At 52.7% G+C, this 26,148-nt stretch carries 25 protein-coding genes; 10 read left to right on the top strand and 15 right to left on the bottom strand.

Going from position 1 to position 26,148, the window contains the following annotated elements; genetic code table 11:
- Positions 1 to 17 precede the first annotated feature (17 nt).
- Both BZG74_RS11205 and rpsU read right to left on the bottom strand, forming a co-directional pair.
- Positions 18 to 461, bottom strand: a complete 444-nt coding sequence (locus BZG74_RS11205; protein WP_077772682.1) for a GatB/YqeY domain-containing protein — start codon at positions 459 to 461, stop codon at positions 18 to 20.
- Between the two features lie 24 nt (positions 462 to 485).
- On the bottom strand, positions 486 to 701 hold the full coding sequence (gene rpsU / locus BZG74_RS11200) for a 30S ribosomal protein S21 (protein WP_069588141.1): 216 nt from the start codon (positions 699 to 701) through the stop codon (positions 486 to 488).
- A gap of 249 nt (positions 702 to 950) precedes the next feature.
- Between rpsU and tsaD the strand changes: the two genes are divergently transcribed.
- Positions 951 to 1,976, top strand: coding sequence for a tRNA (adenosine(37)-N6)-threonylcarbamoyltransferase complex transferase subunit TsaD (gene tsaD / locus BZG74_RS11195; protein WP_077772681.1), 1,026 nt, complete (start codon positions 951 to 953; stop codon positions 1,974 to 1,976).
- 113 nt (positions 1,977 to 2,089) lie between these two features.
- Here tsaD and plsY read toward each other — a convergent pair whose 3' ends face one another.
- Positions 2,090 to 2,689: a glycerol-3-phosphate 1-O-acyltransferase PlsY gene (plsY, locus tag BZG74_RS11190; RefSeq protein WP_077772680.1), complete on the bottom strand. Its 600-nt coding sequence runs from the start codon at positions 2,687 to 2,689 to the stop codon at positions 2,090 to 2,092.
- 170 nt (positions 2,690 to 2,859) lie between these two features.
- On the opposite strand from plsY, the gene folB reads away from it, so the two are divergent.
- From folB to BZG74_RS11175, 3 genes are read left to right on the top strand one after another with little or no spacing between them, the layout of a single operon-like run.
- A complete protein-coding gene (gene folB, locus BZG74_RS11185) occupies positions 2,860 to 3,213 on the top strand; it encodes a dihydroneopterin aldolase (RefSeq protein WP_077772679.1) in 354 nt (117 codons plus the stop codon).
- Positions 3,210 to 3,707 (top strand): 2-amino-4-hydroxy-6-hydroxymethyldihydropteridine diphosphokinase, encoded by a 498-nt coding sequence (gene folK, locus BZG74_RS11180; RefSeq protein WP_077772678.1) that lies wholly within the window; start codon positions 3,210 to 3,212, stop codon positions 3,705 to 3,707. Before folB ends, folK begins: the two co-directional genes overlap by 4 nt.
- 5 nt (positions 3,708 to 3,712) lie before the next feature.
- A complete protein-coding gene (locus BZG74_RS11175; protein WP_077772677.1) occupies positions 3,713 to 4,510 on the top strand; it encodes an undecaprenyl-diphosphate phosphatase in 798 nt (265 codons plus the stop codon).
- A 65-nt stretch (positions 4,511 to 4,575) separates the two neighbouring features.
- Here BZG74_RS11175 and pmbA read toward each other — a convergent pair whose 3' ends face one another.
- Complete coding sequence (gene pmbA / locus BZG74_RS11170; RefSeq protein ID WP_077772676.1) at positions 4,576 to 5,916, bottom strand: metalloprotease PmbA; 1,341 nt, start codon at positions 5,914 to 5,916, stop codon at positions 4,576 to 4,578.
- A gap of 128 nt (positions 5,917 to 6,044) precedes the next feature.
- Here pmbA and yjgA point away from each other — a divergent pair, with 128 nt between their 5' ends.
- Positions 6,045 to 6,572 (top strand): ribosome biogenesis factor YjgA, encoded by a 528-nt coding sequence (gene yjgA, locus BZG74_RS11165; RefSeq protein WP_077772675.1) that lies wholly within the window; start codon positions 6,045 to 6,047, stop codon positions 6,570 to 6,572.
- 35 nt (positions 6,573 to 6,607) lie between these two features.
- Here yjgA and tldD read toward each other — a convergent pair whose 3' ends face one another.
- From tldD to csrD, 10 genes are all read right to left on the bottom strand, one after another.
- Positions 6,608 to 8,056, bottom strand: coding sequence for a metalloprotease TldD (gene tldD, locus BZG74_RS11160; RefSeq protein WP_077772674.1), 1,449 nt, complete (start codon positions 8,054 to 8,056; stop codon positions 6,608 to 6,610).
- Between the two features lie 66 nt (positions 8,057 to 8,122).
- Positions 8,123 to 8,941 carry a carbon-nitrogen hydrolase family protein gene (locus BZG74_RS11155; RefSeq protein WP_077772673.1) on the bottom strand — a complete coding sequence of 273 codons (819 nt, stop codon included), beginning with the start codon at positions 8,939 to 8,941 and terminating at the stop codon, positions 8,123 to 8,125.
- 2 nt (positions 8,942 to 8,943) lie between these two features.
- A complete protein-coding gene (locus tag BZG74_RS11150; RefSeq protein ID WP_077772672.1) occupies positions 8,944 to 12,801 on the bottom strand; it encodes a YhdP family protein in 3,858 nt (1,285 codons plus the stop codon).
- A gap of 3 nt (positions 12,802 to 12,804) precedes the next feature.
- Positions 12,805 to 14,274, bottom strand: a complete 1,470-nt coding sequence (rng, locus tag BZG74_RS11145) for a ribonuclease G (protein ID WP_077772671.1) — start codon at positions 14,272 to 14,274, stop codon at positions 12,805 to 12,807.
- 47 nt (positions 14,275 to 14,321) lie between these two features.
- Positions 14,322 to 14,888, bottom strand: coding sequence for a Maf family protein (locus tag BZG74_RS11140; protein WP_077772670.1), 567 nt, complete (start codon positions 14,886 to 14,888; stop codon positions 14,322 to 14,324).
- A gap of 23 nt (positions 14,889 to 14,911) precedes the next feature.
- Positions 14,912 to 15,400, bottom strand: coding sequence for a rod shape-determining protein MreD (gene mreD, locus BZG74_RS11135; protein ID WP_077772669.1), 489 nt, complete (start codon positions 15,398 to 15,400; stop codon positions 14,912 to 14,914).
- Positions 15,400 to 16,329 carry a rod shape-determining protein MreC gene (gene mreC, locus BZG74_RS11130; RefSeq protein WP_077772668.1) on the bottom strand — a complete coding sequence of 310 codons (930 nt, stop codon included), beginning with the start codon at positions 16,327 to 16,329 and terminating at the stop codon, positions 15,400 to 15,402. The genes mreD and mreC overlap by 1 nt, the downstream gene beginning before the upstream one ends.
- Positions 16,330 to 16,362: 33 nt before the next feature.
- The gene (locus tag BZG74_RS11125; protein WP_046073887.1) at positions 16,363 to 17,406 is read right to left on the bottom strand and encodes a rod shape-determining protein; all 1,044 of its coding nucleotides are present in this window, start codon (positions 17,404 to 17,406) and stop codon (positions 16,363 to 16,365) included.
- A 167-nt stretch (positions 17,407 to 17,573) separates the two neighbouring features.
- On the bottom strand, positions 17,574 to 18,074 hold the full coding sequence (locus BZG74_RS11120) for a hypothetical protein (protein WP_077772667.1): 501 nt from the start codon (positions 18,072 to 18,074) through the stop codon (positions 17,574 to 17,576).
- Entirely contained in the window at positions 18,071 to 20,050 is a 1,980-nt protein-coding gene (gene csrD, locus BZG74_RS11115; protein ID WP_077772666.1) for an RNase E specificity factor CsrD, read from the bottom strand. Before csrD ends, BZG74_RS11120 begins: the two co-directional genes overlap by 4 nt.
- A gap of 120 nt (positions 20,051 to 20,170) precedes the next feature.
- On the opposite strand from csrD, the gene BZG74_RS11110 reads away from it, so the two are divergent.
- Together BZG74_RS11110 and BZG74_RS11105 are read left to right on the top strand one after the other, a co-directional pair.
- Positions 20,171 to 21,058, top strand: coding sequence for a LysR family transcriptional regulator (locus tag BZG74_RS11110; RefSeq protein WP_077772665.1), 888 nt, complete (start codon positions 20,171 to 20,173; stop codon positions 21,056 to 21,058).
- A gap of 144 nt (positions 21,059 to 21,202) precedes the next feature.
- Entirely contained in the window at positions 21,203 to 22,363 is a 1,161-nt protein-coding gene (locus BZG74_RS11105) for an alpha-hydroxy acid oxidase (protein ID WP_077772664.1), read from the top strand.
- A gap of 109 nt (positions 22,364 to 22,472) precedes the next feature.
- Here the strand turns inward: BZG74_RS11105 and BZG74_RS11100 are convergent, their stop codons facing one another.
- Positions 22,473 to 23,021 (bottom strand): single-stranded DNA-binding protein, encoded by a 549-nt coding sequence (locus BZG74_RS11100; RefSeq protein WP_077772663.1) that lies wholly within the window; start codon positions 23,019 to 23,021, stop codon positions 22,473 to 22,475.
- A 289-nt stretch (positions 23,022 to 23,310) separates the two neighbouring features.
- On the opposite strand from BZG74_RS11100, the gene BZG74_RS11095 reads away from it, so the two are divergent.
- The 3 genes from BZG74_RS11095 to galU all read left to right on the top strand — a co-directional run bounded on the left by BZG74_RS11095 (position 23,311) and on the right by galU (position 26,078).
- Entirely contained in the window at positions 23,311 to 24,018 is a 708-nt protein-coding gene (locus BZG74_RS11095) for a LuxR C-terminal-related transcriptional regulator (protein ID WP_077772662.1), read from the top strand.
- A 63-nt stretch (positions 24,019 to 24,081) separates the two neighbouring features.
- Positions 24,082 to 25,047 carry an acetyltransferase gene (locus tag BZG74_RS11090; RefSeq protein ID WP_077772661.1) on the top strand — a complete coding sequence of 322 codons (966 nt, stop codon included), beginning with the start codon at positions 24,082 to 24,084 and terminating at the stop codon, positions 25,045 to 25,047.
- A 167-nt stretch (positions 25,048 to 25,214) separates the two neighbouring features.
- Positions 25,215 to 26,078 (top strand): UTP--glucose-1-phosphate uridylyltransferase GalU, encoded by an 864-nt coding sequence (gene galU / locus BZG74_RS11085; RefSeq protein WP_077772660.1) that lies wholly within the window; start codon positions 25,215 to 25,217, stop codon positions 26,076 to 26,078.
- Positions 26,079 to 26,148: the final 70 nt, after the last annotated feature.

The raw sequence follows: 26,148 nt of genomic DNA, 5'->3' as shown, positions 1-26,148 counted from the left end.
TCTAAAGCGAGGAAACCTTAGCCTAGGCGTGCTTTGACACGCTGGCTTACTTTCCCCATATCAGCACGGCCTTGAACTTGGGGTTTTAATACCCCCATCACTTTGCCCATGTCTTGCATTGACGATGCACCGGCTTTTTCAACCGCTGCTTTCACCAATGCATCGACCTCGTCATCGCTTAGAGGTTGGGGTAGAAATTCTTCTATCACCGCAATCTCGGCAAGCTCTGTCTCGGCTAGATCATCGCGACCGGCTGCTTGGTACTGGGCTACGGAATCACGGCGCTGCTTCACATTTTTGGTCAGCACAGCCAGGATCTCGTCATCGCTCAGCGACTGACGGGTATCCACTTCTTGCTGCTTAATGGCTGCCATAACAAGGCGAAGCGTCCCTAGACGCGCCTTGTCTTTTTGTTTCATCGCCGTTTTCTGGGCGTCTTTTAGACGTTCAAGCAATTCCATAGCACCTTCCTGAATCTGTCTTTATTAGTACAGACGTACGCGACGTTGGTTTTCGCGTGCCAACTTCTTCAGGTGACGTTTTTGAGCAGCGGCTTTAGCGCGTTTGCGAACGGTAGTTGGCTTTTCAAAATGCTCGCGACGGCGAACTTCAGAAAGAATACCTGCTTTTTCACAAGAGCGCTTGAAGCGACGCAGTGCTACGTCAAATGGTTCGTTTTCACGTACTTTAACTACTGGCATGTGCCTTTCACCTCGGGGGTTGTCAGTTACTGCTGGCGAACAATTGGCCAGCCTTGATTAAAAATGGTGCGAAATTCTAATCCGAATAGGGGGCGATTGTAAAGCGCATCTGGCGAATTACTTCTAAGCCATGTAAGATTGCGCGCACGGTCAGCCTGCGCTGACACTGTCTTCTTCGCTTTGGGCCGCTACGCTACGTAGCCAATAGCCTTAAGCGCTTACTCTATCGGCTGTTATTCTGAGGTTATGATGCGCATTCTAGGCATAGAGACATCTTGTGACGAAACCGGCGTCGCCATCTACGACGACCACGCAGGCCTTTTGTCACATAAACTTTACAGCCAAGTTAAGCTTCACGCCGATTATGGTGGCGTGGTGCCTGAACTTGCCTCGCGTGATCATGTTAAGAAAACCTTGCCGCTGATTAAAGAGGTCATGGCAGAAGCCAACCTCACCCCCGAACAGATTGACGGTATTGCCTATACCGCTGGCCCGGGGTTGGTCGGTGCCCTGCTTGTGGGATCAACCATTGGTCGAAGCCTGGCCTATGCCTGGCAAGTCCCCGCCGTGGGCGTTCATCATATGGAAGGTCACCTGCTCGCCCCGATGCTAGAAGATAACCCTCCCCCCTTCCCGTTTATTGCCTTGTTGGTCTCTGGCGGACACACACAGTTGGTCGAAGTGAAAGGGATTGGTCAGTATCGCATTCTTGGTGAGTCAATTGACGATGCCGCCGGCGAAGCCTTTGATAAAACAGCTAAACTGATGAATCTCGATTATCCCGGTGGCCCCTTGCTGTCTAAATTGGCAGAAAACGGCACCCATGGGCGTTTTACCTTCCCACGCCCGATGACCGACCGTCCCGGTTTAGACTTTAGCTTCTCAGGCTTAAAAACCTTTGCTGCCAATACCATTGCCGCCAATGACACCGACGAGCAAACACGCGCCGATATTGCCTATGCGTTTCAAGACGCCGTGGTCGATACCTTAGCTATCAAATGTAAGCGAGCACTCGACCAATGCGGCCTGAATCGCTTAGTGGTCGCTGGCGGCGTGAGTGCCAACCGTCATTTACGGGAAAAGCTGGAGGCGCTGACGCAAAAGCGCGGCGGCGATGTGTTCTATCCTCGCCCTGAGTTTTGTACCGATAATGGCGCGATGATCGCTTATGCGGGGATGCAGCGGCTTAAAAACGGCGAGCATATGGGGTTGGGTGTAAAAGCGCAGCCACGTTGGCCTCTCGACACCCTGGCCGCGGTAGAGCCCGACGCCTAACCACCAGCACACCACACAGACAGAAAGAAGGCAGCCTTAACGCTGCCTTTTTTCGGCTAACCCGCCAACCTGTAACCTGTCGCTCAGGTCACCATCAGTTCATGTTACGACCGCTAGCGTCGCCACCAACCAAGAAGCACAGGTTTTTCGTCGCCATCCAGCAAGCGCCGGATATTGTCGTAGTGACGAAACAAAATCAAACACGAAAGCATGGCAACTGGCATAGTAAATTGCGGCTTGATCCACCAGGTAAATAGCGGGGCGACGATCGCGGTGACGATGGCACTAAGTGACGAGTAGCCTGTCAACACAAGCACCAGTCCCCAGGTTGCCACCAGCAGGCCAGTTAAGCTCAAACCAATCGGCGCCATCGCGCCAAGCGCAGTCGCCACGCCTTTGCCACCACGAAAGTGAAAAAAAACAGGATAAATATGACCCAGGCAGGCCGCTATGGCGATTAAACCAAGCAAGAAGGGGTTAATCCCTATCAAATAGCTAAGCCATACAGGGATGGTACCTTTCAGCATGTCACACAACAGCACCAAAGCCGCCGCAAACCGGCCACCGAGCCGGTAAACGTTGGTGGCTCCTGGGTTTTTAGACCCTTGATCTCTGGGGTCCGGCAAGCCACACGCGCGGCATACCAATACGGCACTGGACACAGAGCCAAGTAAATAGGCAGCGATGATGATGGCAATGGCCAGTGCAGTCATGTGAAATCCCTAGAGTTTGTGCCGCATTCGTTGCTATAGTGCGCCGACGTTCATCGATAAACCTATCATGGATCGGAACGCATTGCGTATCCATCTGTCAATGAACTCGTCCAATAATACGAACTTTCTTACCACAGTGGTATCCGACCTGTCACGGAGTGTGAAAAAACATGGATTCCGTATTCATAGAACAACTCGACGTGTACACCACTATCGGTGTCTACGATTGGGAACAGACCATCCAGCAAAAGCTGGTGTTCGATATTGAAATGGCACACGATAATCAACCCGCCGCCCAGCAAGATGACGTGGCACTGGCGCTTGATTATGCCAGTATCAGTGAGGCGGTTATCGCCCATGTACAAACCAGCCGCTGTGCGTTAATCGAGCGGGTGGCGGAAGAAGTTGCCCACTTAATTCAAACCCAGTTTGGCGTCCGTTGGATTAAAGTACGGGTGGCGAAACCAGGCGCGGTCGCTCAGGCCAAAAATGTCGGTGTAGTCATAGAGCGAGGCACACGGTGACACAAGCATTACTCAGTATCGGCTCTAACATTGAGCGAGATCGTCATATCGAACAAGCCGTTAAAGCATTGCGTCAGCTCGACCCACACTGTCGCTTTTCTCGCATTTTTGAAGCCGAACCGGTGGGATTCGACGGCCCCAACTTTTATAACCTGATTGCCGAACTTCACACCTCGCTTCCGTTACACGACTTTTGGCAAGCCGTTCGTGAGGTTGAGTCGCAACAAGGCCGAGAGCGCAACGATCCTAAATGTCGCGATCGCACCATTGACATCGATTTACTCACGTTTGGCGAACACTGCCAAGCCAAAGGGCCGATGTTGCCTCGAGACGATATCTACAAATTTGCCTTTACCCTTTGGCCACTCGCCGAGCTCTGCCCTGACCAAGTCATTCCTGGCGATGGCCGTACCTTCGCCCAGCTTTGGCAGGCCTTTGACCAAGACCAACCACTGTGGCCGATTGAGACGCCGACTTATTTGAAGGATATTTAAGCACCATGAGCCTCTTTGAAGCCTTTTTTTTGGCCTTGATTCAAGGGTTAACCGAGTTTCTTCCTATTTCCAGCTCCGCGCACCTTATTCTGCCTTCACAGCTTTTTGGCTGGGCCGATCAGGGCCTTGCCTTTGATGTTGCTGTACACGTCGGCACACTGGCCGCGGTGGTGGGGTATTTTCGCCGTGAAGTGTGGAATCTCCTCAAAGCCTTTTTCGCCTCGCTTAAAGGTGAGCACAGCTCGGATAGTCAATTGGCATGGATGATCGTCTTGGCCACTATCCCAGCGTGTGTCGCCGGTTTGTTTTTAAAAGACGTGATCGAGCTTTATCTGCGCGCTGCCTGGGTGATTGCGGCAACGACTCTGATTTTTGGTGGCTTATTGTGGTGGGCCGATCGCAACGCGACACAGACGTGCGATGAGTATCGAACCACCCCTTACCGCGCGGTGTTGATCGGGCTGGCACAAGCTCTTGCATTAATTCCTGGTACGTCGCGATCGGGTGCTACCATTACCGCGGCATTAATGCTCGGTTACACGCGCGAAGCCGCGGCACGGTTTTCGTTTTTAATGTCAATTCCTATCATCACCCTCGCCGGCTCCTACCTGGGGCTACAATTAGCGACCAGCCCAGAACCGGTGGCCATGGACGCGATTGGTGTCGGCCTATTGGTGTCGTTTATCAGCGCTTACGCGTGTATTCACGCCTTTTTAAAGCTGGTGACACGGGTGGGCATGTTACCCTTCGTGATCTATCGCTTGGTATTGGGTGTGCTATTACTGGCATTTATCGCCGGATAAAAAAACACCAAGCACGATAGACGTGCTTGGTGATCTCACACTGAGGGAGATTAGCGACCTAAGCGTTACTCCCCCGCGACTTTCATCGCATCAATGATCACTGAGCCGGTTTGAATTTGGCTGCGCGTCTCGATGTCAGTGCCAATCGCCACAATGTTAGCGAACATCTCGTTGAGATTACCGGCAATGGTGATGCCACTCACTGGGTATTGGACCTCACCGTTTTCCACCCAAAAGCCTGCCGCACCCCGTGAGTAATCCCCAGTCACTGGGTTCACCCCTTGTCCCATCAACTCAGTCACCAATAATCCCGTGCCTAAGGTTTTTAGCATGACATCGGCATCTTGGCCGGTGTGGCTAACGTACCAGTTGTGAATGCCGCCAGCATGACCGGTTGGTTCCATGCCCAGCTTACGCGCGGCATAACTGGTGGCGAGATACGTGTTTAGTACACCCTTTTCAATGATACGCCTGTCTTGCGTGATCACCCCTTCGCTATCAAAAGGCGCGCTGGCGGAGCCTTTTAGCACATGAGGCAGCTCATTGATGGTGAGCCAATCTGGGAAGATCTGCTCGCCTTTCTTATCGAGCAAGAAAGAGGACTTGCGGTAAAGGGCTGAGCCACTGATCGCCATCACCAAATGACCAAACAGCCCGGTCGCCACACTGCGGTCGAACATCACCGGCACTTGGCACGTCGAGACACTGCGTGGGTTAAGGCGCGCCACAGCGTGTTTGGCCGCTTCGACGCCTACAAAAGCAGGTGTCCATAAATCCGCTTTGTCTCGTGCCACTGTGTAGCTCATGTCACGCTCCATCCCCGCGTCACTCTCCGCTATCACTGAGCAGCTTAACGCTTGGCGGCTTGACGGGTAACTGCCGAGCATGCCATGGCTGCTGCCATAGACACGCACCCCATAGTGGCTGTCATAACTGGCACCATCACTGAACTTGATTCGGCTGTCATGGTTCAGTGCCGCTTGCTCGGCTTCAATCGCCAAGGCGGCGGCAGCATCTGGCTCAGGTTCATCGGGGTAGAACAAGTCCAAGTCGGGGTAGTCAAATGCCATGAGCGCTTTGGGCGCTGGACCGCCGAAAGGATCTGGCGAAGTATAGCTTGCAATCTCAAGCGCCGCCTCGACCGTTTTCGCGATCGCGCTTTCCGACAAATCGGTGGTCGATGCACTGCCTTTTCGCTGATCCCGGTAAACGGTGATCCCAAGCGCACCATCTTGATTGAACTCTACGTTCTCAACTTCGCCCATTCGCGAGCTCACGCTGATGCCGGTACTTTTGGTAATCGCCACTTCCGCCTGGTCACTCTTGGCCGATGCCATGTCGAGCGCACGGCTGACAGCTTGACGAAGTTGCTGTTCTTGCTCGGCGACTTGTTGTTTCACACTCATAGTTGACCTTTTTGATTCGCATTCAAGTTCGACACACGTCGCGGTGCGAGCCTATTATAAAAAAGCCCGCGTTTGGGCGCGTTTCTTGTTAACATACGTGTCATTGCACATTCTCACTGAGGTTGAACATGGGCCGTAAAAATAAACCCGCTCCCTGGGAGGAAGAGGAAGAGATCATCTGGGTCAGCAAGTCCGAGATGAAACGCGATATGCTTGCCTTGCAAGAACTTGGCGAAGCACTGGTCAAACTTAAACCAGCCGTGTTAGAAAAATTCCCGCTCGACGATGACTTGCTCAGCGCAATTACCGACGCACAACGCTTGAAAAACGAAGCGCGCCGCCGTCAACTGCAATATGTTGGCAAGCTAATGCGCTCTCGCGATCCTGAACCGATTCAAGCTGCGCTTGATAAGTTGCAAAACAAGCACGCGCAGCAAACGGTTGAGCTCCACAAGCTTGAGCAACTCCGTGACCGCATTATTGACCAAGGCGACAGTGCGATCAGCGATGTGCTTTTGCAGTACCCTGATGCCGATCGTCAACGCTTACGCCAGTTGGCGCGCCAGGCCAAAAAAGAGCAGCAGCAAAGTAAGCCGCCCAAGGCCTACCGCGAGATTTTCCAGTATCTCAAAAGCTTTTACGACCAAAGCTTATAACATCAAACGCCAGTGCCTCGCACTGGCGTCCTTGATTACGATTCAGTCCCGCCGACTGTCATCGCATCCAGCTTCAATGTCGGCTGTCCAACCCCGACAGGGACACTCTGTCCCGCTTTGCCACACACCCCCACACCTGGGTCAATGGCTAAATCATTCCCGACCATAGAGACTTGCTGCATCGCTTCAATGCCGCTGCCAATTAAGGTCGCGCCTTTCACTGGCGTGGTGATTTCACCGTTCTCAATTAAATACGCTTCCGAGGTGGAGAAAACAAACTTGCCTGAGGTGATATCGACTTGACCACCGCCAAAGTTTGGCGCGTATAAGCCACGCTCCACACTCGCAATCATCGACGCTGGCGAGCTTTGACCGCCGAGCATGTAAGTGTTGGTCATCCGCGGCATCGGAAGGTGTGCATACGACTCACGACGGCCATTGCCAGTGGGCGCGACGCCCATCAAACTGGCATTGTGCTTGTCTTGCATATAGCCTTTGAGCACCCCGTTTTCGATTAGCACGTTGTACTGACCCGGGACCCCTTCATCATCGATACTCAGTGAGCCGCGACGATCATTCATGGTGCCATCATCGACGATGGTGCACAGCGAGGAGGTTACCTGTTCGCCAAGGCTACCGGTAAACACCGAAGACTCTTTACGGTTAAAGTCCCCTTCAAGGCCATGGCCCACCGCTTCATGTAAGAGTACGCCCGGCCAACCCGCACCCAGTACCACGGGCATGGTGCCGGCCGGTGCCGCTTCGGCGCGCAGGTTGACCAGTGCTAAACGAATCGCTTCATCGGCAAATTGCAGCGCGCGTGACTTACCCGCGTCCTCTTGCAAGAAGACGTCATAGCCATAACGGCCACCGCCCCCCGCGCTGCCACGCTCGCGGCGTCCATCTTGTTCAACCAACACAGAGACAGACAAGCGAACCAATGGGCGAATATCGGCGCCATAAGTGCCATCAGTGGCAGCCACCAGCACTTGCTCATAAAGGCCATTCAAGCTGGCATTCACCTCTTTCACTCGAGGCTCTTTGGCACGGATGTAGCTGTCTATTTCTTTGAGTAGGGCGATCTTTTGCTCGCGCGTTAAACTCGCAAGCGGATCCGTCGGGCCATAATACGGCTTTGCCTGTACCGCTGAAAAAGCACTCACTTTGCCATGCCCACCAGCCGGGGCAATACCGCGTGCTGCGGTGGCACTTTGCATCAAGGCGTCCGGGGTGAGCTGATCTGAGTAAGCAAATCCGGTTTTTTCACCGCTGATCGCTCTCACTCCGATCCCGCGGTCAATATTAAATGAACCATCTTTAATGATGCTGTCTTCCAAGGCTAAAGATTCGTGCCATGTGGATTGGAAGAAAATATCGCCATAGTCAATCTGGCGACCACTCAGGTGCGCCAGCGTCGCATGCAGTTGCGACTCACTTACGCCCGCCGGGCGCAGCAAGGTTTCTTCGACCTGTTCCAGACTCATTCGTTTACTCTTGGTTGTGGCTGCCGAACCGGCAGCCGAGAAAAAAGATAACGCGCCGAGGGTGCGCTATTTCAATTGGCTTTGCAACCGGGTATGAGACAGTACGGGCATCTTATGCCGAATGGATTCTCCCACGCTTAAATCAAGTTCCGCCCAAGTCACACCGGGCTCACTGCCCAACGAGGCGACCACTTGTCCCCATGGGTCAATGATCATTGAGTGCCCCCAGGTTTGGCGCGCTTTGCTGTGCTCCCCGCACTGACCGGCAGCGATCACCCAGCATTGGGTTTCTATTGCACGTGCCCGCAATAAGGTTTCCCAGTGTGCTTGACCGGTTACCCGGGTGAAGGCCGCCGGCACAGTAATGATATCGGCCCCTTGCGCGCGCAACGCTTGGTACATAGGCGCGAAGCGGACATCGTAGCAAATACTTAATCCAAGACAGCCAAACGGCGTATCCAATGTTGCGAGACGGTCACCGGCATCAAAATAGTCTGACTCACAGTAACGACCATGCGCATCAGCCACTTCCACATCAAATAGATGCAATTTGTCATAACTGCCGCGTAAGTGCCCAGCGTTATCGAACACCAAGCTGGTACTGCTTAACATGCCGTTGTCGTTTTGAATCGGAAACGCCCCCACGATCAGCCAAAGATCATAATGGTGAGCCAGCTCAGCAAGCTGCTGTTGTAAAGGCCCATGACCCAGCCGTTCAGCATGACGCTGATAATCCTGCTTACCGCCAAACACCAGTGCGTTTTCTGGGGTAAGTACCAGCTTAACGCCTTGTTCACTCAAGCGATGTAAACTGGCTTGCAATGCCTTCATGTTGTGGGTGGGATCGGCGCTGGATGTCATTTGGACAACACCTGCTTTCATCATGCTCACTCCTTGGCGTTTTCTGCTTGTTGGCGCAATCGCTCCGTCGCATCAGCTGGCAGTGCTAATGCCTCTTTGTCGCGCGACACTTCCCTGATATCTGGCGTTCCTATTGGCCCGCTCACTTGGTAACGGACTTGGGTGAACACATCGACCACGGGAGAGATCGCCGTGGTAACGGCTAACACATACAGCGCCGTTTGCGGCGTCACCGCAAACGCACTGAGAACAGGGATCCCTGAGGTAATATCCGGCGTAAACCGCACATCGGCGTTCACACGGTTGGTCACCAAATTGGCAATCCCTTTAATAACCATATCACCGGCTATCCCATCCATGCGGATATTATCCGTCACAACCACGCCATTTGTGATCACAGCCCGCCCGGTAATGTCATCAAAGGCCAAACCATCTTCAAACACACCGGAGAAATCGAGCTGGATTTTACGCAAGATAGAATCAAGGCTGAACAGCCCCAATAGTTTACCGGCGCCTCCCACCCCACTTATATAGCCATCTTTAACATCAGAGCGAATGTCACCATTAAGGCTCGCGATATCGACCTTCCAAGGCAGGCCGGCGTAATCTAACGAGGCTTGAGTCGAAAAGCTGGCGTCTTGGATGCCACCACTGATGCCAAACCGCCCCATTAAATCTGAGGTGCTTTCGCCTCCCAGGGCTATAGCCAACGCGGTTTGATTGTGGCCTTGATCGTCAATCAGCCAATGACCGCTAATTGACGCGTGGTTTTTTCCACTTTCGAGTGTCAGGGAAGAAAGGTCGACTTGTGAGGCTCTTTTGTCGAGTACCGCCTCAATGCGCCCAAGTCGATACCCTTGTAACCATAGATCCTCAATCACCAAGTGTGTCGGCGGAATGGCAGCGAGTAAGGCTTTATCCTCGGGGGTGGCTCGTGTATCCACGGGCTCAAACAAGGGCGAGTCATCCGTTTCCCCCTCCTCTGCCAACTGGCGATTAATATGCCATTGATCAATCTCGATATTCAGCCTTCCTTGTGTCGGCCAGTTGGCTTGTCCACTAAGCTCTCGGCTGCCCATTAACACCTCCCAGCCCTCGGCTTTGTGTCGCGCCGCTAAAGACACATCATGAAACGCTAAAGGATCGGCACTGACCGTATCAATCTTGGCGTTAATCCGGCTCGGCATTGGTAACGCGGGATACTGGTTACTTCCACTCGGCCAAGATTGACTCGCCCGCTGCCAAACACGCTTCCAAGCCGCGACATCAAGTTGCTTAAGGTGCAGGTCAGCGCGGTGACCCCGGGTTGCGAGCAAGGTGTTAGTTTGCGCGCCAATTTGCCATTGGCTCGCGGTAAACTGGGGGCGGCGACCTTGGGTATTGATACGCGCTTGATAACTCACGCCAGGCAGCGCCACACGTCCGGTCAAGCCTTCGCTGTTGCCACTGGCTTCAATGCGTGCGTGGCCCTTTTGCCAACGTGGCTTATTAAGCGGCGCGGGCAACGTCGACTGCAGCGGTGTGGTATCGACATCCACACCAAGCTGATAATCAAAACCGGTGTCATTTAAGGTCAAGTCGAGCCCAGCTTGCCAACGTGCGCCCCCACCCAAGTAGGCCTTGAGGGGTAGCGAGAGCGTGTCCAGTAATGGCACCACATCCCAATCCGCGTCTATACCCAGATCAAGCTGATAGCCGGACACCACGGTTTCACCGGTAAATTGGAGGCTGATTGGTTGCCCTAACCATTGTGCTTGCATCGACTGAGTAGTGAGGGTGTCATCGCTAAAGGCCAGCTCGCCGGATAAGTTATCCAGTTGCATGGCCGGAGCCTGAATCGATACTTGGTTACCAGTAAAGCGCACGTTGCCCTCAGCATGTGGCTGCTCCCCGTTCAGCGGGATCACCAGGTCAAGGTTGGCATCAACCAGCCCATCGACTTGTACATGGGTCAAGGCCGCGCCAACGGTATCGACTAACGGTGTCGCCAGCATGTATTGACGGACCGCCGATCCGGTTGCAGCCAGTGACGCATGAATATCGAGATGGCTGCCCGGCTGGGTCATATCGGCAATCTCAGCCTGCACGTGGCGGCTGACCGCTTTCCCTAAGCGAACATGATCACCCTCAATCGCTAAGCGCGCGTTTTCAAACAATAAGGTCGCATCGAGCTCCGTTAAGGTCGGCCACGCGGTATTAAAGCTAAACGCCCCGCCGCGAAGTGGTACCTTGGCTTGGAAAATGCCACTGTGGTCTTGGTAAGGAAACGCATCGAGGGCACCAAACCATAAGATTTCACCGCCTTTGGCGTGGCCAGCTTGGATCGCTCGCGAAAGGTAATCGGTTAACGGATCCGGTAGTGCGCGGGTCGGTAGGTAGCGCCATGTTTGCCCTGCATCCGATACGTCGGCTTGCACATACAACGCTAAGAAAGGCGCGCCTTGTGACGGAATATCGAGACGAAATGCACCTTGCCCTTTCACGTCTGCGCCACGCACCTTGGCCCTATCACTCCACACGCTTAAACCGCGATCTGTTTGTTGCCAATTCAGGGTTAAACTGCCGTGCTCAAGCGGGAGCGGTGCTTGAAAAAAGTCACCGTAAGGCAAGGGTTGTGCGCCAAGTTCAAGCCTTGCTTGGCCTTGCTGGCCTTGCCCGGAGAGGGTCGCGCTCAGGCCTTGGAACGCAGGCAGGTAGCCCCAACGCTTGGCTGAGACCTTATCCAGTATCGCTTGGTAACGCAACGGAGAGTCAGGTGCTTTACTCAACGCTAAGGAGCGGATTTGCCCTGATGGAGACAACGCGGTCGCCACACTGTGCTGTTGCGCTGATTGGCTGGCAAGCCCAAGTAACGGGCGCAAAGAGGCAATATCGACGTTGGCCGCATTGAGACGCCAGTTGTCCAACGCCCCCTGCCAAGATAACCGTGACAGCGCCGCTTGGGTGGTCGCACCCGCTTGTACCCATAGGCCATCAGAATCGACCCGCCAACGTTGATCATCCATCGCTTGCAACTGGACGTGGCTGTCTTTAATGGCCCATTGCTTAGCTTGATTGTCACCCTCTTGCCAAGCCAATGCGAAGTTATCAATCGATACTAAGCCGTTATCCACTTGCCCTTGCTCTACCCTCACCCAGGCTTTTGCGTCTAAACGCGCGGTGTTGATGGTAGCGGATGGCGTCAGTTTTTTCGTCAACCAAGGCGCAATGTCCATCGCTTCACTGGCAAGGTAGAAGTCGCCAGTCAAGGTTTCCAAGCCGTCAGTTTCACGGAACGCACCATTAACACGCACCTTTTCCAGTTGCGTGCCTTTCATGCCAAGCCTGGCTTGTACCTGATGTTCCCCTTGTTGGTTGCGCCAAAACACATCACTGATAATCAGCGTCTCGGTCTCCAACGCCGGCGTCACAAGGATCACCTTGGCATCAGGAATAGAAAACTGCCCTAATCGCGCTAAGAACAAATCTTCAAGCCGCTCACGTACGCCCGCTTGGGTATTTTTATCGGGTAGCTGACCGGTATCAAACACCAAGCCGTCGAGTGTGACATGGGAAAAAACGGGCTGAAGCCGAATGAGGGAGGCGGAGACATCCAATTGCAAATTGATCGAGTGGGCAGTTAACAACGGTGGACCGTTATCACTAGTGGCTAAGGTCACATTTTCTAATTGCAGTGATGGCGTGAGGTTGCGCCACTGGCCGGCAATGCCATCCAGTTGCGCACTAAAGCCGGTTTGCTCCGACACCCACTGCCTGAGCGGCGCTTGCAAGATATCCATATTGGGCAATAAAAAGCGCAAACCGCCGATTAACAAGGCGGTTATCACAATTACACTGATTGCGCCGGCCAGCAGCCAGCGCAGACACCTTCTCACCCAGGTCATGGATTACATCATTACCACGTCAAACTGTTCTTGCGTGTATAACGGCTCGGATTTCACCTTCACTTGCTTACCGATAAACACTTCCAACTCCGCCACCAAATGCGAGTCTTCTTCCGCCAAGGCCTCAATCACCGCAGGAGCCGCGTACACTACAAACTTATCCGCTTCATAAATGCGGTTAACACGAGTAATTTCACGCAACACTTCGTAGCAGACAGTTTCCACGGTTTTGACCGAACCTCGCCCATCACAGGTTGGACAGCCACCACACAGCACATGTTCAATACTTTCTCGTGTGCGTTTGCGTGTCATTTCAACCAATCCCAGCTGAGTGAACCCATTGATATTGGTTTTAACTCTGTCTTGGCTGAGCGCTTGCTCGAGAGAGTGCAACACGCGACGCCGGTGCTCATCGGTGCTCATATCGATAAAATCGATAATGATGATCCCACCCAAATTTCTCAGCCGTAATTGACGAGCGATCGCACGCGTCGCCTCAATATTGGTATTAAAGATAGTCTCATCTAGATTCCGCCGCCCAACAAATGCACCAGTGTTGATATCAATGGTGGTCATCGCCTCGGTCTGGTCGATGATCAGATAACCACCCGATTTGAGCTGAACCTTGCGCTCCAACGAACGTTGGATTTCATTTTCGGTGTCGTACATGTCAAAGATCGGCACTTGACCGTCGTAGTACACCAATTTTTCGGCCAGCTCAGGCACAAACTCTGACGTGAACTCTTGCAGCTTTTCATAGGCTTGCTTGGAGTCGACCCGAATTAAGTCCAACTCGGTCCCGACAAAGTCACGCACGATGCGCTGTGCCAGTGCCAACTCACCATACAGCATGGATTTGGCTTGATAGCGCGCGCGGCGCTCTAACACTTTATTCCACAAACGCTTTAAGAAAGCAGCATCTTGCGCCATCTCATTGTCGGTCGCCCCTTCAGCGGCAGTACGGATAATAAAGCCACCGAGCTCGTCGCAATAGTCACTGACAATGCTTTTGAGGCGCTTACGTTCGTCTTCACTTTCAATGCGTTGTGATACCCCAACATGGGCGGCACCTGGCATGAAAACCAAGTAACGCGAAGGCAAGGTAATATCTGTGGTAAGACGCGCGCCCTTGGTGCCCAGCGGATCTTTGACCACTTGCACCACAATATCTTGCCCTTGGCGAACCAGCTCGGAGATATCGCGCACTTGGAATTGTTGCTTCTCATTTTCCGAGACACACTCGGTGTGAGGCACAATGTCGGAGGCATGTAAAAACGCAGCTTTATCTAAGCCAATATCGACAAAGGCTGCCTGCATACCAGGCAACACACGACTGACTTTGCCTTTGTAGATATTGCCTACAATACCGCGTTTGGCTTCTCGCTCGATATGGATTTCTTGGAGGTTGCCCCCCTCAATCATCGCCACCCTGGTTTCGCTGGGGGTGACGTTTATTAGCAGTTCCGCACTCATGGTTTCCCCGAATCTCTCAAAAGTGGGGTCTAGCGACAGATATGCGCTCAGACCGAAAATTGTTTGAGCAGCTGCTCGGTTTCATACAGTGGCAAACCAACCACGGCGTGATAGCTTCCATCAATCCGAGTGACAAATTTACCGCCCAGCCCCTGAATCGCATAGGCGCCAGCCTTATCGACTGGCTCACCCGATTGCCAATAAGCCTCAATCTGTTCATCACTGAGCGTACAAAACCACACCTTGGTAGTTACGACTGTGGTGACCTGCTTCATGGCATTGGCGACAGTGACCGCCGTCATCACCTGGTGTTCGCGCCCTGATAGTTGCTGAAGCATCTGGGTCGCCTCCGCTTTATCGTGAGGCTTTTCGAGGACCTGCTCGCCGTCCACCACAATGGTATCGGCCCCGAGCACCGGGGTATGGCCACCGGTTTTCATCACGCCTGCTCGCGCCTTGTCTTGCGATAAGCGAGACACGTAGGCATAAGGCGACTCACCGGCCTGCTGTTGCTCCTCCACATCAACCACTACACGGGAGAAGTTCACGCCCATCTCAGTGAGCAGTTCATGACGTCGAGGTGACCCCGAGGCCAGGTATAAATCACAGCTCATGATACCTCTTTACGATTAGTGCGTTAGCGAATGGCAAAGCGACGACGTAAACGGCGCAATAATAGGAAGATCCAAGGCCAGAGTATAAAGTTAAGCACGCCCGCCCAAAGCTGCTCAGGGTTAAACTGTACGTTAGAGACCAAGTACTCTGCCCAGAACTCGATCAATTTTCCCGCCAAGGTCAGCAATGCCAACAAAAGTGCCTGCTGCCAATACGACATGTTGCGAAGCAGTTGAAAGTTGAGTGCCACGATGTAAACCAAAATCGCCATCATCAAGCCGCGCACCCCAAGGGTCGAGCCCAACATCAAATCCCATAACAGGCCGAGTACTAGCGCGGTACCGACATTGACCCGATGAGGTAATGCCAGTACCCAATAAAACGTCACCAGCAATACCCAAGAAGGTCGAAAGGGGGCGAGTTCCCCCGGCCAGGGCGCGGCTTGTAAAATCAGCGCAATGATAAAAGAGAGCCAAATGATAAACTGGCCGCGAAATGTCACATTTGCCATTACGGCGATTCTCCCTCGGCATCGGACGATGGTGCGGTGTCAGGTGATGATACAGCGTCGGATGACGGCTGCGCGACAGGCTGATCCGGGCGCGCGTTCTCGCCCTTTTCGGGAGTTGGCCACACCAAAAGCAGATAACGCAAACGATCAAACTTCACCGCTGTGGTGGCGCGTACTTGCGCAAATGGGCGCTTATTATCAAACGAAAATTCCGTCACCGTGCCAACCGGGTAGCCTTCAGGAAAGACACCGCCCAGTCCTGAGGTGACTAACTTGTCACCCACCTTGATATCCGTGCTGCTAGGAATATTGTCCAAACCAACGTAGTGGGTCGACCCGCGCCCAGACGCAATCACTCGTATGTCATTACGCATGACCTGAACCGGGATCGCATGGGTGGGGTCGGTCAGTAGCAGAACACGGCTATTGTGGGCACCCACATAGGCAATTTGGCCAACCACCCCGTGCTCGTTGATCACCGGTTGCCCTTCATAAACCCCATTGGTTCGCCCTTTATCTAGCATGACTTGATGTTTATAAGGGTCCGAGTCAACGGCCATGACTTCAGCCACCATTTTGCGCTCGTCACGAATAAACGACGAGCCCAGTAGCTCGCGTAAGCGCTGATTTTCGCGCTCTGTCTGCGCTAAAAGAAGCTGGTCACTTTCCAGTTGTAACACCTGCTTTCGCAATGCGCGGTTCTCTGCCACTAAACGTTGGTGAGAACGAAACTGCATCACCAATTCATCTAAGGTGTCGCGCGGGACGTTGGACGCATATTGTAGCGGTGCCACCAGCGTGTTTAGGAAATAACGCACCCCTGCGAACGCATCAAGACGACTATCAGCCAGCATAAGGCTGACTGATAGTAAAAGAGCGAAAAACAGGCGCAGTTGCAGAGAGGGTCCTCTGCCAAACATAGGTTTCATAATGAAAACGACCTGTTTGTAGGCGCAGTCACGTTAATCTTCGCTAAAAAGATCACCGCCGTGCATATCGATCATTTCCAGCGCTTTACCCCCGCCACGTGCGACACAAGTCAGCGGATCTTCGGCAACCACCACTGGAATGCCGGTTTCTTCGGTAAGCAAACGGTCAAGATCGCGCAGTAGCGCACCACCACCGGTGATCACCATGCCACGCTCAGAAATATCAGACGCCAGCTCTGGTGGGCATTGCTCGAGTGCCACCATCACCGCAGAAACAATCCCAGTTAGGGGCTCTTGCAGCGCTTCTAGGATCTCATTGGAATTAAGCGTGAAGCTACGCGGCACCCCTTCAGCAAGGTTACGACCACGTACCTCAATTTCACGCACTTCATCGCCTGGGTAAGCGGAGCCAATTTCATGCTTGATGCGCTCTGCGGTGGCTTCACCAATCAAGCTGCCGTAGTTTCGGCGAACATAGTTGATAATCGATTCATCGAAACGGTCACCACCAATACGTACCGACGATGAATAGACCACGCCATTAAGCGAAATAACCGCCACTTCTGTGGTACCACCGCCGATATCGATCACCATCGAACCGGTTGCTTCGGATACCGGCAAGCCTGCGCCAATCGCCGCCGCCATCGGCTCATCAATTAAGTAGACTTCACGGGCACCGGCACCTAATGCCGACTCACGGATGGCTCGGCGTTCAACTTGGGTTGAGCCACAAGGTACCGCCACCAAGACGCGTGGGCTTGGACGCATGTAGCTGTGATCATGCACCGATTTAATAAAGTGCTGCAGCATTTTTTCGGTGACGTAGAAATCAGCAATCACACCGTCTTTCATTGGACGAATTGCGGCAATGTTACCCGGTGTTCGACCCAGCATCTGCTTCGCATCATGACCCACAGCAGCCACACTCTTGGGAGAACCTGCACGGTCTTGGCGAATAGCGACAACAGACGGCTCATCCAGAACAATGCCCTGTTCTTTTACGTAAATCAGTGTATTGGCGGTTCCCAAGTCAATGGATAGATCATTGGAAAACATCCCGCGAAGTTTCTTAAACATGATGGTCGATTAATCCTGCAAGCTATGAAATCAGACAAATTGAGCTAAATGTATCAACGCGCAAGGTAAGCGGCAAGATACGGTGCTGTAAACCTGAATGAGATCTGTGTTTTTTTTCAATGCGCTGTCATTTTGATGGTTTTTCCATCAAAAACGCATTATTCCTTTTATCTTTCTCGGGTCGGTGATTGGCATGACTGATGAATCACTAACTGCGTCGATGCCTTCGTTGACGCCGTTGCCTCGTAATACGTTAAGTAACAATCCGTCGCCGGCTGATCAGGGAGCCGCCAAATAAAGTCGACCCGATTTTTCTCTGGATAGCGTCGCAACTGCCAACGCGTTGCATCCTTCAGCGCCGTCACTAACTCAGGCAAGGCAGCTGCCTCAGGGTAGCCATAAGACACACGAATGGACGTGCCGTTAACGGTCAGTGATTGTTCCGCCTGATCACTGACTTTTTTCTTCTCGGCCAACGCGTGTGTTTGCGTCATGGCGCTGTCGATGCCGCTTTTTAAGCCTTTTAACGCGGACACATTAGCATCCGCCTCATAATCGTAGAACTTAGGGATCGCAATCACCACCAGCACCGACAAAATACTGACCACTAATAAGGCTTCTAACCACCCGCGTCCTTGTTGGTGGGAGAGCTTGATGGCTTGACTCATCGCTTCCCCCATCGGCGGCGTTTTTTCTGTGCTGGGTGCGGAGACATTTCCGCCCCAAGCAGCCGCCCTTGTCCGCCTGCTACGCCCAGTTCTTTCACCACTGACCATTCCTCATTGGTTTCCACGCCTACCGCCAGTACCTCGGTGGTAGTGGCCTCACAAGCACCTAACACGCTGCGCAAATACAGCTGATTCTCTGGCCGTTGGTGGATATTGCGCACCAAACTACGGTGAAGCTTAATATAGGCTGGTTGAATATCCTTTACATAGTGAGTGCTCACTATCGTTCGACCAGCTTGGTCAACAACTAGACGGCACCCTAACGCGGCAATCATTCGTAAGCAAGGCCGCGCCGCATCAAAGTGTGAAACCAGAGCGCCTTCAGACACCTCCACCAGCAAACGATTCAAGGTACTGCGTGGCGTTTGCAACAACATATCGCGCAACCACACCACAAACTCACGTTGACAAAGTGAGTACGCACTTACATTGACTGCGTAGTTATCGATATAGTCACGCGTTTTTAACCACCACAGCGCGCGACCAAGGGTGGCTTTATCAAAGGCCACGTCCATACCGACCCACTCGACCCCTGGCCAAAAGCGCGAAGCCTTAAGTACCTTGCCTTTTTCGTCCTTAATTCGGCCTAAAAGTTCATAATGAAGGCGGGTTTTGCCATCTCGCGCAAACACCGGCTGGCGATAAAGCATCGGGCCTTCTCCCGCCATCACCGACTCGAGTAACGTGCGCCAGCGTACACTACCACGTTTATCTAGTTGGCTGAGTTGCTTATCGAACTGAGACCAACCATTCTGTCCGGTTAAGGTCGCCACTTTTAACGCGCGTTCGGCTTCATCCATTAATCGTCCACGTCGCTCACTGGCACCAAATGATGTCATCCCAAGATGGAACCAGTTGTCTTGATCAAGTGCCTCGGGTGGCGCGAGTTTATCTAAGGCATTGGTGATTTGCGCTAAAAAGGGATGCACTTCTTCCCCGGCTTGGTTGACTAGCAATATGGCAAAATCCGAGGCAAAGTAACGTGCCAACACCGCATCGGGAAAACGCTGAATCGCATTCGACAGAACATTGCCAATCGCTTGGATCAGTTGATCAGCGGCTTCTTGCCCATGCTGCTCCACCAGATCTTCCYATTCCGCCACCCTCACCAAGATCACACTGCCTTGGCTGGCGTCATCGCTAGCCAAGGTGTGCAAACGGTTATCAAACATTACCCGATTCGCCGCACCGGTGAGCTGATCTAGAAAGGTGTTAGTGCGAATAAAGGTGTCAAAACGACTACGCTCTTGGCGCGCTTCTTTAAGCTCTTCGATCAGTTGCGTTAACGCCGCGCTTGCCGGGATCGGCCACTCGCGGCTATCACCTTGCTGCGCATCATCGAGTCGCCCCGCTAAGATCAGTCGGCCACGCTGCTCAAGCACCTCACTGCCATACAACTGGCGCCTGAGCCAGCGGATCCCCCACGTAAGTCCCAGCACAATCACCAAAATCGCCGCTGACAGTGATGACAAAGGGCCAATCGAGTAAGCAAACTCGGCATAAGGCGGCACGAAGGTCAACTTGACGGCAAAGCCAGGATTGCTTTCCAAAGGAATATCGCGCGAGATCACCTGCTGGTTAGCGACTGTCTGGTACTGAATTTGTTCATATTGATACAAGATCCCAGCATCCGAGTAGATCGTTAGGGAGGTCACATCACTGGCTTTCAACATCTTGGGTAGCCAACGCGAAAAGTATTGGTTATCGCGCTGATCGCTTGCCATCTCTTGATCGATCACTTCCACCATGCCATCGACATAGTGAGAGATAAAATCAATACCGAGCTGGCGGAAACTGATCGCACCGCCAATAAACAACACGAAAATGGCGCACACCACAATAAGCGTGACAAATGCTACGAGTCGGTTGGTCAGCTTCATACCGCTGACTTTGATCGCATTGGCTGTTCTATCCATGATTCTCTGCTGATTTGGGTCGCCTTTACGGGCTATTAGCCGCTATTATCAGGCTTGGTTACCATAATGTGAATGCCTAACCCACGAATCGGTGGCTGTCTTTTTATTCAACGAGGACTCATGGACTGGATTACCTGTACACAAAGCTTTATCTGTGTGGTGGATCATGGCTCGTTGGCCCAAGCGGCCACCAAGCTACACACCTCAAGCTCTGCCCTCTCAAAACGCCTTAGTTGGCTAGAACGCCAACTGGGGGTTCAATTACTCAAGCGCACCACACGAAGTCTATCGATGACGGATGCGGGCGATCTTTTTTATCATCGTGCCAAGACGTGGGTCGACGACTGGCAACAATTGGTCAGTGAGACCACCTCTACCTTTGGTGAGGTCAGTGGTGTGTTGCGTATCGGTGCGCCATTGGTGACAGGGAACCGCTTTCTGGTCAACTTTATTGCTGAGTTTCTTGAGATTTATCCGAAAATCAAAGTCGAACTCACTACCCTCACCCCTGGCCAGCTGCCGGATCTGAATCTGGACGTGGTGATCAGTCGTGAACTCGAGTACTTTAACTCCGCCAGCTATATCGCCGCCAAATTATTTGATTTTCAACCTGGCTTTTTTGCCGCCCCTGCGTATTTAGCCCGCCATGCCCCGATTACCACGCCCGAGCAATTAACCCAACACAATATTTTGCTGTACGGTAATTCACATCAGCCGCAAGAACGGGTGTTTGAAGATGGCACCCGCTTACAATTGTCCGGCAACTTTGTCTCGCCTAACCCTGAAGCCTTAGTCAGTGCCGCTGTGATTGGCATGGGGATCATTTTGGGAGGCGCCGGGACGGTGCAAAAAGAAATCGACCAAGGCTTATTGGTCCCGGTGCTACCCGCATTAAAGCAGCCGCGCTCTTCCGCCTATGCTTACTATCCAAAACTGGAGTACAACCACACCAAAACCAAATTATTTATCGATTTTATTAAACAGAAAGTTAAAGATTTGTATGTGTAGCGCTAAAAGCGCAGCGCAACAAAGCCCAAAAAGATAACGGCTTAGCCGATTTTGGAAAAAGTATTTTATCTTTTATCTATATATCGATAACAATCACTGCGCTAGGGTGAGTCAAGACACTCACCGCAATAAGGCACACGATCCATGGCCTATTATAACCCTAAGTACCCTGATACCCCCTCTCTTAAACGCGCAGCAAAGCGGCGAATCCCCGCCTTCGCCTTCGATTACCTGTGTGGCGGTTGCCACGATGAGATTGGCGTAGCCCACAATGCCGGCGCGTTTGAGCAAGTAAAATTGCAATCTGACTTGCTTGCGCCTACCCCAGAGGTCGATTTATCCGTCGAGTTATTTGGCCAGCGCTATGCCGCGCCATTTGGTGTCGCCCCCGTCGGACTGCAAGGATTAATGTGGCCTAAAGCACCTGAAATTTTGGCCAAAGCCGCCTATCAAGCAAAGCTTCCTTATGTACTCAGCACCGTATCCTCAGCGAGTCTTGAAACCATCGCCGAGATCTCTGAGGGAACGGCGTGGTATCAACTGTATAACCCAACGGATGCCAAGATCCGTGAAGACCTTATGGGTCGCATTAAAGACGCAGGCTATAAAGTGCTGGTCGTCACTGTAGATGTGCCTACCTTCGGTTATCGCCCGCGCGATATAAGAAATGGCTTGGCAATGCCACCGAAAATGAACCTACGCAATATCGTGCAAATGATGCAGTGTCCGGCGTGGAGCTGGCAGACGTTACTGGCCGGCGTGCCTGAGATGCAAACCCTCAAGCCTTACATGCCAAAAAACATGCCCACCAGCGAGCTGGCCAATTTTATGAACAACACCGTCATGGGAGCCGTTGATTTCGAGAGCCTTAAAGTCATCCGCGATAATTGGGACGGCCCCTTGGTGTTAAAAGGCTTGGTCAACCCTGACGATGTCAAACAAGCGGTCGCCCTCGGTGCCGACGCGGTGGTCTTATCCAACCATGGGGGACGTCAGCTGGATGTCGGTGAGTCACCGCTGGATACCATTCAAACCATCAAGCGCTTATATGGTGACAAGATTAAGCTATTGATGGACAGTGGCGTACAAAGCGGCGGCAATGTTGCCCAAGCCATGGCAATGGGCGCCGACTTTACCCTGCTTGGCCGCACCTTTGTCTATGCTTGTGGTGCGGTGGGTCACCATGGCGGAGAGCATGCAATAGACATGCTTACCCAACAACTGACGCAAGTGATGGGCCAGCTAAAATGCCCAACGCCGACACAACTGCCGCACTATTTAAAAACAGGCCCTGGCGTCGCCTAATCCAGTCTGCTCCGTGCCCCCCCCCACGCTAAAAAGCAAAAAAGCCCCAAGCAGGGGCTTTTTCGTTTCAACAACCGTGACGTCAACACGCCATTTCACGCCGCGCGTTTTAGAACGGAATGTCGTCGTCAAAATCAGGCAGATCGTTATATTGCTGCTGAGGCTGAGACTGTGGCTGCGGTGCCGACTGCTGCTGCGGTGGCTGTTGATTAAAGTTTTGCTGTGGTTGTTGAGGCTGCTGAGGCTGTCCCCATCCGCCTTGCTGCTGCGGTGACTGCTGCATCGGCTGACCTTGGTTCTGACCACCACGGCCACCCAGCATTTGCATGCTACCACTAAACGGTTGTACCGCCACTTCTGTGGTGTAACGGTCTTGACCATTCTGGTCTTGCCATTTACGCGTTTGCAATTGGCCTTCGATATACACTTGAGACCCTTTACGCAGGTACTCACCTGCTACTTCGGCGGTTTTACCGAACAGCACAACACGGTGCCACTCTGTTTTCTCACGCATCTCACCGGTGTTTTTATCACGCCATGACTCCGAGGTCGCGAGGCTAAGGTTCGCCACCGCACCGCCGTTGGGGAGATAACGGATTTCCGGATCGTTGCCCAAATTACCAATCAAGATGACTTTGTTTATGCCACGGCTGGCCATAGGTGACTCCCACTGTTCTTGTTGCGCGCGAAATGATTTCGCTGACTGGATAAATAAGGATGAAGTCTAGCACGAGCGCCCCGGAGGTTCGAAGCTTTTCCACGCGATCTGGTTCCAGATTCTGCAGTTAACGCGTCACGCCAATGGCTTAGTGCGTATCGCATATACCTTGATGACAAAAATGGTTTAGACTGATGAAAAACTTGCGCAGCCTCGGGATCAGTGACGTCTCTTTTCACAACACGACTCGGACTGAGGCGCAGGTTGAGTCATAATCAGTAGGATGCTTATGAACCAGGCCGAAACCACCTCAGATAGTTACACACTGCTTCTTATTTCTCAGCCCAGCATGTCTGTGTCTGCGCTGATGACATGCTTAGAAAAAGACATCCATGGCGATGTCGAGCTTGTCACTCCGGATGAGATCACCGATAAGTTAACTGCGCGTCCTGGCTTAGTACTGGTCGATTTAGACGCGTTTGACGAGATGGCGACCGAGCAGCTTAAACAGGCACTGATCCCGTTTGCCGACCAGCATGTGTTTGCGCTGCTCAATGCACATGACCTAAGTGCCAAGGAGCTCGCTAGCTGGCCGTTCATCAAGGGGGTTTTCAAAAAAGAAGATGAGATTCGCCACCTGTGTTATGGCATCGAAAAGATGCTGTCCGGTGAATACTGGCTGCCTCGACACAAGATGGCGGCACTGATCCACTATTACCAGCAACATCACCAGCAAGCGATCGATGAACAGGCCATTGTCCTGACCAACCGTGAGCAACAAATTTTGCGCCACCTCGTCACTGGCGCATCCAACCAAGACATTGCCAGTGCACTTGATGTCAGTGAGCACACCGTCAAGTCTCACCTTTATAATGTGTTTAAGAAAATCAATGTCAAAAACCGGGTACAAGCGGTATTTTGGGCGAAAAACAACTTGTCCTTAATTGGCTCGACGGGGCTTGAGGACTACCCTGGCGCTGACGACGATCACCGCTAGTTGGGTCAACCCTAGCACTCAGGGTAGGATGGCGTTGCATTCAGTTTAGAAGGAAGTCACAGGATGGGGTTTGATGTTTTTAACGGGGACGCGGATGGGCTCACCGCGCTGGTGCAATGGCGCTTGGCACACCCACAAGCAACCACTTTAATTACCGGTGTTAAACGCGATATTGCCCTGTTAAAACAAGTACCCACCGACACCGAACAGGTCACTGTACTCGATATTTCGATGGCCAAAAATCAACAGCCATTGGCCATGCTGCTCGCCGCGGGCGCGCATGTTTTCTACGCCGATCATCACCAAAGTGGCCCCATCCCTGACTCACCCTTGCTAGACGCGCATATTCATACCAGTGCCAATACCTGTACCGCGCTTATTATCGACAAGCTTCTCGGTGGGCAGTATCGAGAGTGGGCGTTAGTTGGCGCGTATGGCGATAACCTGGATCGCACTGCCAATGCCCTCGCCCGACAGTCTGGTCTCGACGAACATATGCGCGCACGCTTAGAGCGGCTCGGCCACTACCTCAATTACAACAGCTATGGCGCGAGCTTGGATGATCTGATTATCCCGCCCGCGGTGTTATACCGTCACCTGTGTGGCTTTACCACCCCCGATGCCTTTATGCGCGCCTACCCAGACATGGTGATGGAATTGGCCGATGCGTATCAACACGATCGGGAGCGCGCCCAAACCCTGACCCCACAGCTTAGTGATGAAAACGCCCAGCTGTATCTGCTCCCTGATACCGCATGGGCACGCAGAATCAGCGGCATGTTCAGCAACCAGTTAGCCAACCGCCACCCTGACCGCGCCCATGCTGTGCTCACCCCTATGCCCGAAGGCGATTGGATGGTCAGTATTCGTGCGCCTTTAAATCGCCCTACCGGCGCCGCGCAATTGGCAGAGCAGTTCGTTACGGGCGGAGGGCGCGCCGCGGCGGCAGGGATTAATGCCCTTCCTTCTGCGTCCCTACCGGCCTTTATCGATGCATTTATGACGCATTTTTCAGCACATGCCGGGTAAGCAACGCGGGTGTTGTCACGCTATCTGGGGGCATTGGTGCGTAGGACTTGCTTAGCCGCACTGAACCCAGCAAACTATTGACCAAGATAACATTGTTAGCAACTCGCTTCGTGGTGTCGACCGAGTCAAGACTTGCTCGCCACCCCACATATAAGAAAGGATCTGAGATGATTAAAAAATGTCTGTTCCCAGCGGCTGGCTATGGCACCCGCTTTTTACCGGCAACCAAGTCGATGCCCAAAGAGATGATGCCGGTGGTCAACAAGCCTTTAATTGAATATGGCGTGGATGAAGCCTTGGAAGCGGATATCAATGGCATGTGCATTGTCACCGGACGTGGTAAGCATGCCATCATGGATCACTTTGATAAGAACTATGAGCTGGAACATCAGATCAGTGGCACCAACAAAGAAGTGCTGTTGGATGATATCCGCAACACCATCGAAAAAGCCTCTTTCACATACATTCGCCAACACGAAATGCGCGGCCTAGGGCATGCCATTTTAACCGGCCGTGAGCTGGTCGGCGATGAAGCCTTTGCCGTTGTACTGGCGGATGATCTTTGCATTCATCCTGGCAATGGCGTGCTCAAACAAATGGTCGCGCTTTACAACCAATTCCGTTGCTCCATCGTGGCCGTGGAAGAAGTCCCCGAAGATGAGACTCACAAATACGGTGTGATTGCCGGCCAAGAGATCAAAGATGACCTTTTCCGCGTAGATAACATGGTAGAAAAACCCGATCCGGGCAATGCGCCAAGTAACCTCGCCATCATTGGTCGGTACATTCTTACGCCTGATATTTTTGATCTGCTGGAAAACACCCCACCGGGTAAAAACGGCGAAGTACAGATCACCGATGCGCTGCTCAAACAAGCACAATCAGGCTGTGTACTGGCGTACAAATTTAAAGGCGAGCGCTTTGATTGTGGCAGCGTAGAGGGCTTTATTGAAGCCACCAACCACTGCTATCAACATCACTACCTTGGCGGCAGCAACAAAGACGAAGCGACGGTGAAGAATCGTCGGTAACGTTATCCGCATCGGATCGCGTGTTTTCCCTTCGTGTAAAGGCTGTGTAAATATACAGCCTTTTTATTTG

The sequence above is a fragment of the Salinivibrio sharmensis genome (genome assembly GCF_001995985.1).
GTDB lineage: Bacteria > Pseudomonadota > Gammaproteobacteria > Enterobacterales > Vibrionaceae > Salinivibrio > Salinivibrio sharmensis.
This window is presented reverse-complemented; position numbering and strand designations above follow the sequence as displayed.

Excerpts from the sequence above, each read along its gene's own strand:
- BZG74_RS11125 (WP_046073887.1), bottom strand. The coding sequence starts at position 17,406 with ATGTTTAAGAAACTTCGCGGGATGTTTTCCAATGATCTATCCATTGAC.
- tldD (WP_077772674.1), bottom strand. The coding sequence starts at position 8,056 with ATGAGTCTGGAACAGGTCGAAGAAACCTTGCTGCGCCCGGCGGGCGTA.
- BZG74_RS11150 (WP_077772672.1), bottom strand. The coding sequence starts at position 12,801 with ATGACCTGGGTGAGAAGGTGTCTGCGCTGGCTGCTGGCCGGCGCAATC.
- pmbA (WP_077772676.1), bottom strand. The coding sequence starts at position 5,916 with ATGAGTGTGAAACAACAAGTCGCCGAGCAAGAACAGCAACTTCGTCAA.
- BZG74_RS11095 (WP_077772662.1), top strand. The coding sequence starts at position 23,311 with ATGAACCAGGCCGAAACCACCTCAGATAGTTACACACTGCTTCTTATT.
- BZG74_RS11205 (WP_077772682.1), bottom strand. The coding sequence starts at position 461 with ATGGAATTGCTTGAACGTCTAAAAGACGCCCAGAAAACGGCGATGAAA.
- BZG74_RS11105 (WP_077772664.1), top strand. The coding sequence starts at position 21,203 with ATGGCCTATTATAACCCTAAGTACCCTGATACCCCCTCTCTTAAACGC.
- BZG74_RS11110 (WP_077772665.1), top strand. The coding sequence starts at position 20,171 with ATGGACTGGATTACCTGTACACAAAGCTTTATCTGTGTGGTGGATCAT.
- mreC (WP_077772668.1), bottom strand. The coding sequence starts at position 16,329 with ATGAAACCTATGTTTGGCAGAGGACCCTCTCTGCAACTGCGCCTGTTT.
- BZG74_RS11175 (WP_077772677.1), top strand. The coding sequence starts at position 3,713 with ATGAGCCTCTTTGAAGCCTTTTTTTTGGCCTTGATTCAAGGGTTAACC.
- galU (WP_077772660.1), top strand. The coding sequence starts at position 25,215 with ATGATTAAAAAATGTCTGTTCCCAGCGGCTGGCTATGGCACCCGCTTT.
- yjgA (WP_077772675.1), top strand. The coding sequence starts at position 6,045 with ATGGGCCGTAAAAATAAACCCGCTCCCTGGGAGGAAGAGGAAGAGATC.
- plsY (WP_077772680.1), bottom strand. The coding sequence starts at position 2,689 with ATGACTGCACTGGCCATTGCCATCATCATCGCTGCCTATTTACTTGGC.
- rng (WP_077772671.1), bottom strand. The coding sequence starts at position 14,274 with ATGAGTGCGGAACTGCTAATAAACGTCACCCCCAGCGAAACCAGGGTG.
- tsaD (WP_077772681.1), top strand. The coding sequence starts at position 951 with ATGCGCATTCTAGGCATAGAGACATCTTGTGACGAAACCGGCGTCGCC.
- BZG74_RS11100 (WP_077772663.1), bottom strand. The coding sequence starts at position 23,021 with ATGGCCAGCCGTGGCATAAACAAAGTCATCTTGATTGGTAATTTGGGC.
- folB (WP_077772679.1), top strand. The coding sequence starts at position 2,860 with ATGGATTCCGTATTCATAGAACAACTCGACGTGTACACCACTATCGGT.
- BZG74_RS11120 (WP_077772667.1), bottom strand. The coding sequence starts at position 18,074 with ATGAGTCAAGCCATCAAGCTCTCCCACCAACAAGGACGCGGGTGGTTA.
- mreD (WP_077772669.1), bottom strand. The coding sequence starts at position 15,400 with ATGGCAAATGTGACATTTCGCGGCCAGTTTATCATTTGGCTCTCTTTT.
- BZG74_RS11140 (WP_077772670.1), bottom strand. The coding sequence starts at position 14,888 with ATGAGCTGTGATTTATACCTGGCCTCGGGGTCACCTCGACGTCATGAA.
- BZG74_RS11090 (WP_077772661.1), top strand. The coding sequence starts at position 24,082 with ATGGGGTTTGATGTTTTTAACGGGGACGCGGATGGGCTCACCGCGCTG.
- rpsU (WP_069588141.1), bottom strand. The coding sequence starts at position 701 with ATGCCAGTAGTTAAAGTACGTGAAAACGAACCATTTGACGTAGCACTG.
- BZG74_RS11155 (WP_077772673.1), bottom strand. The coding sequence starts at position 8,941 with ATGATGAAAGCAGGTGTTGTCCAAATGACATCCAGCGCCGATCCCACC.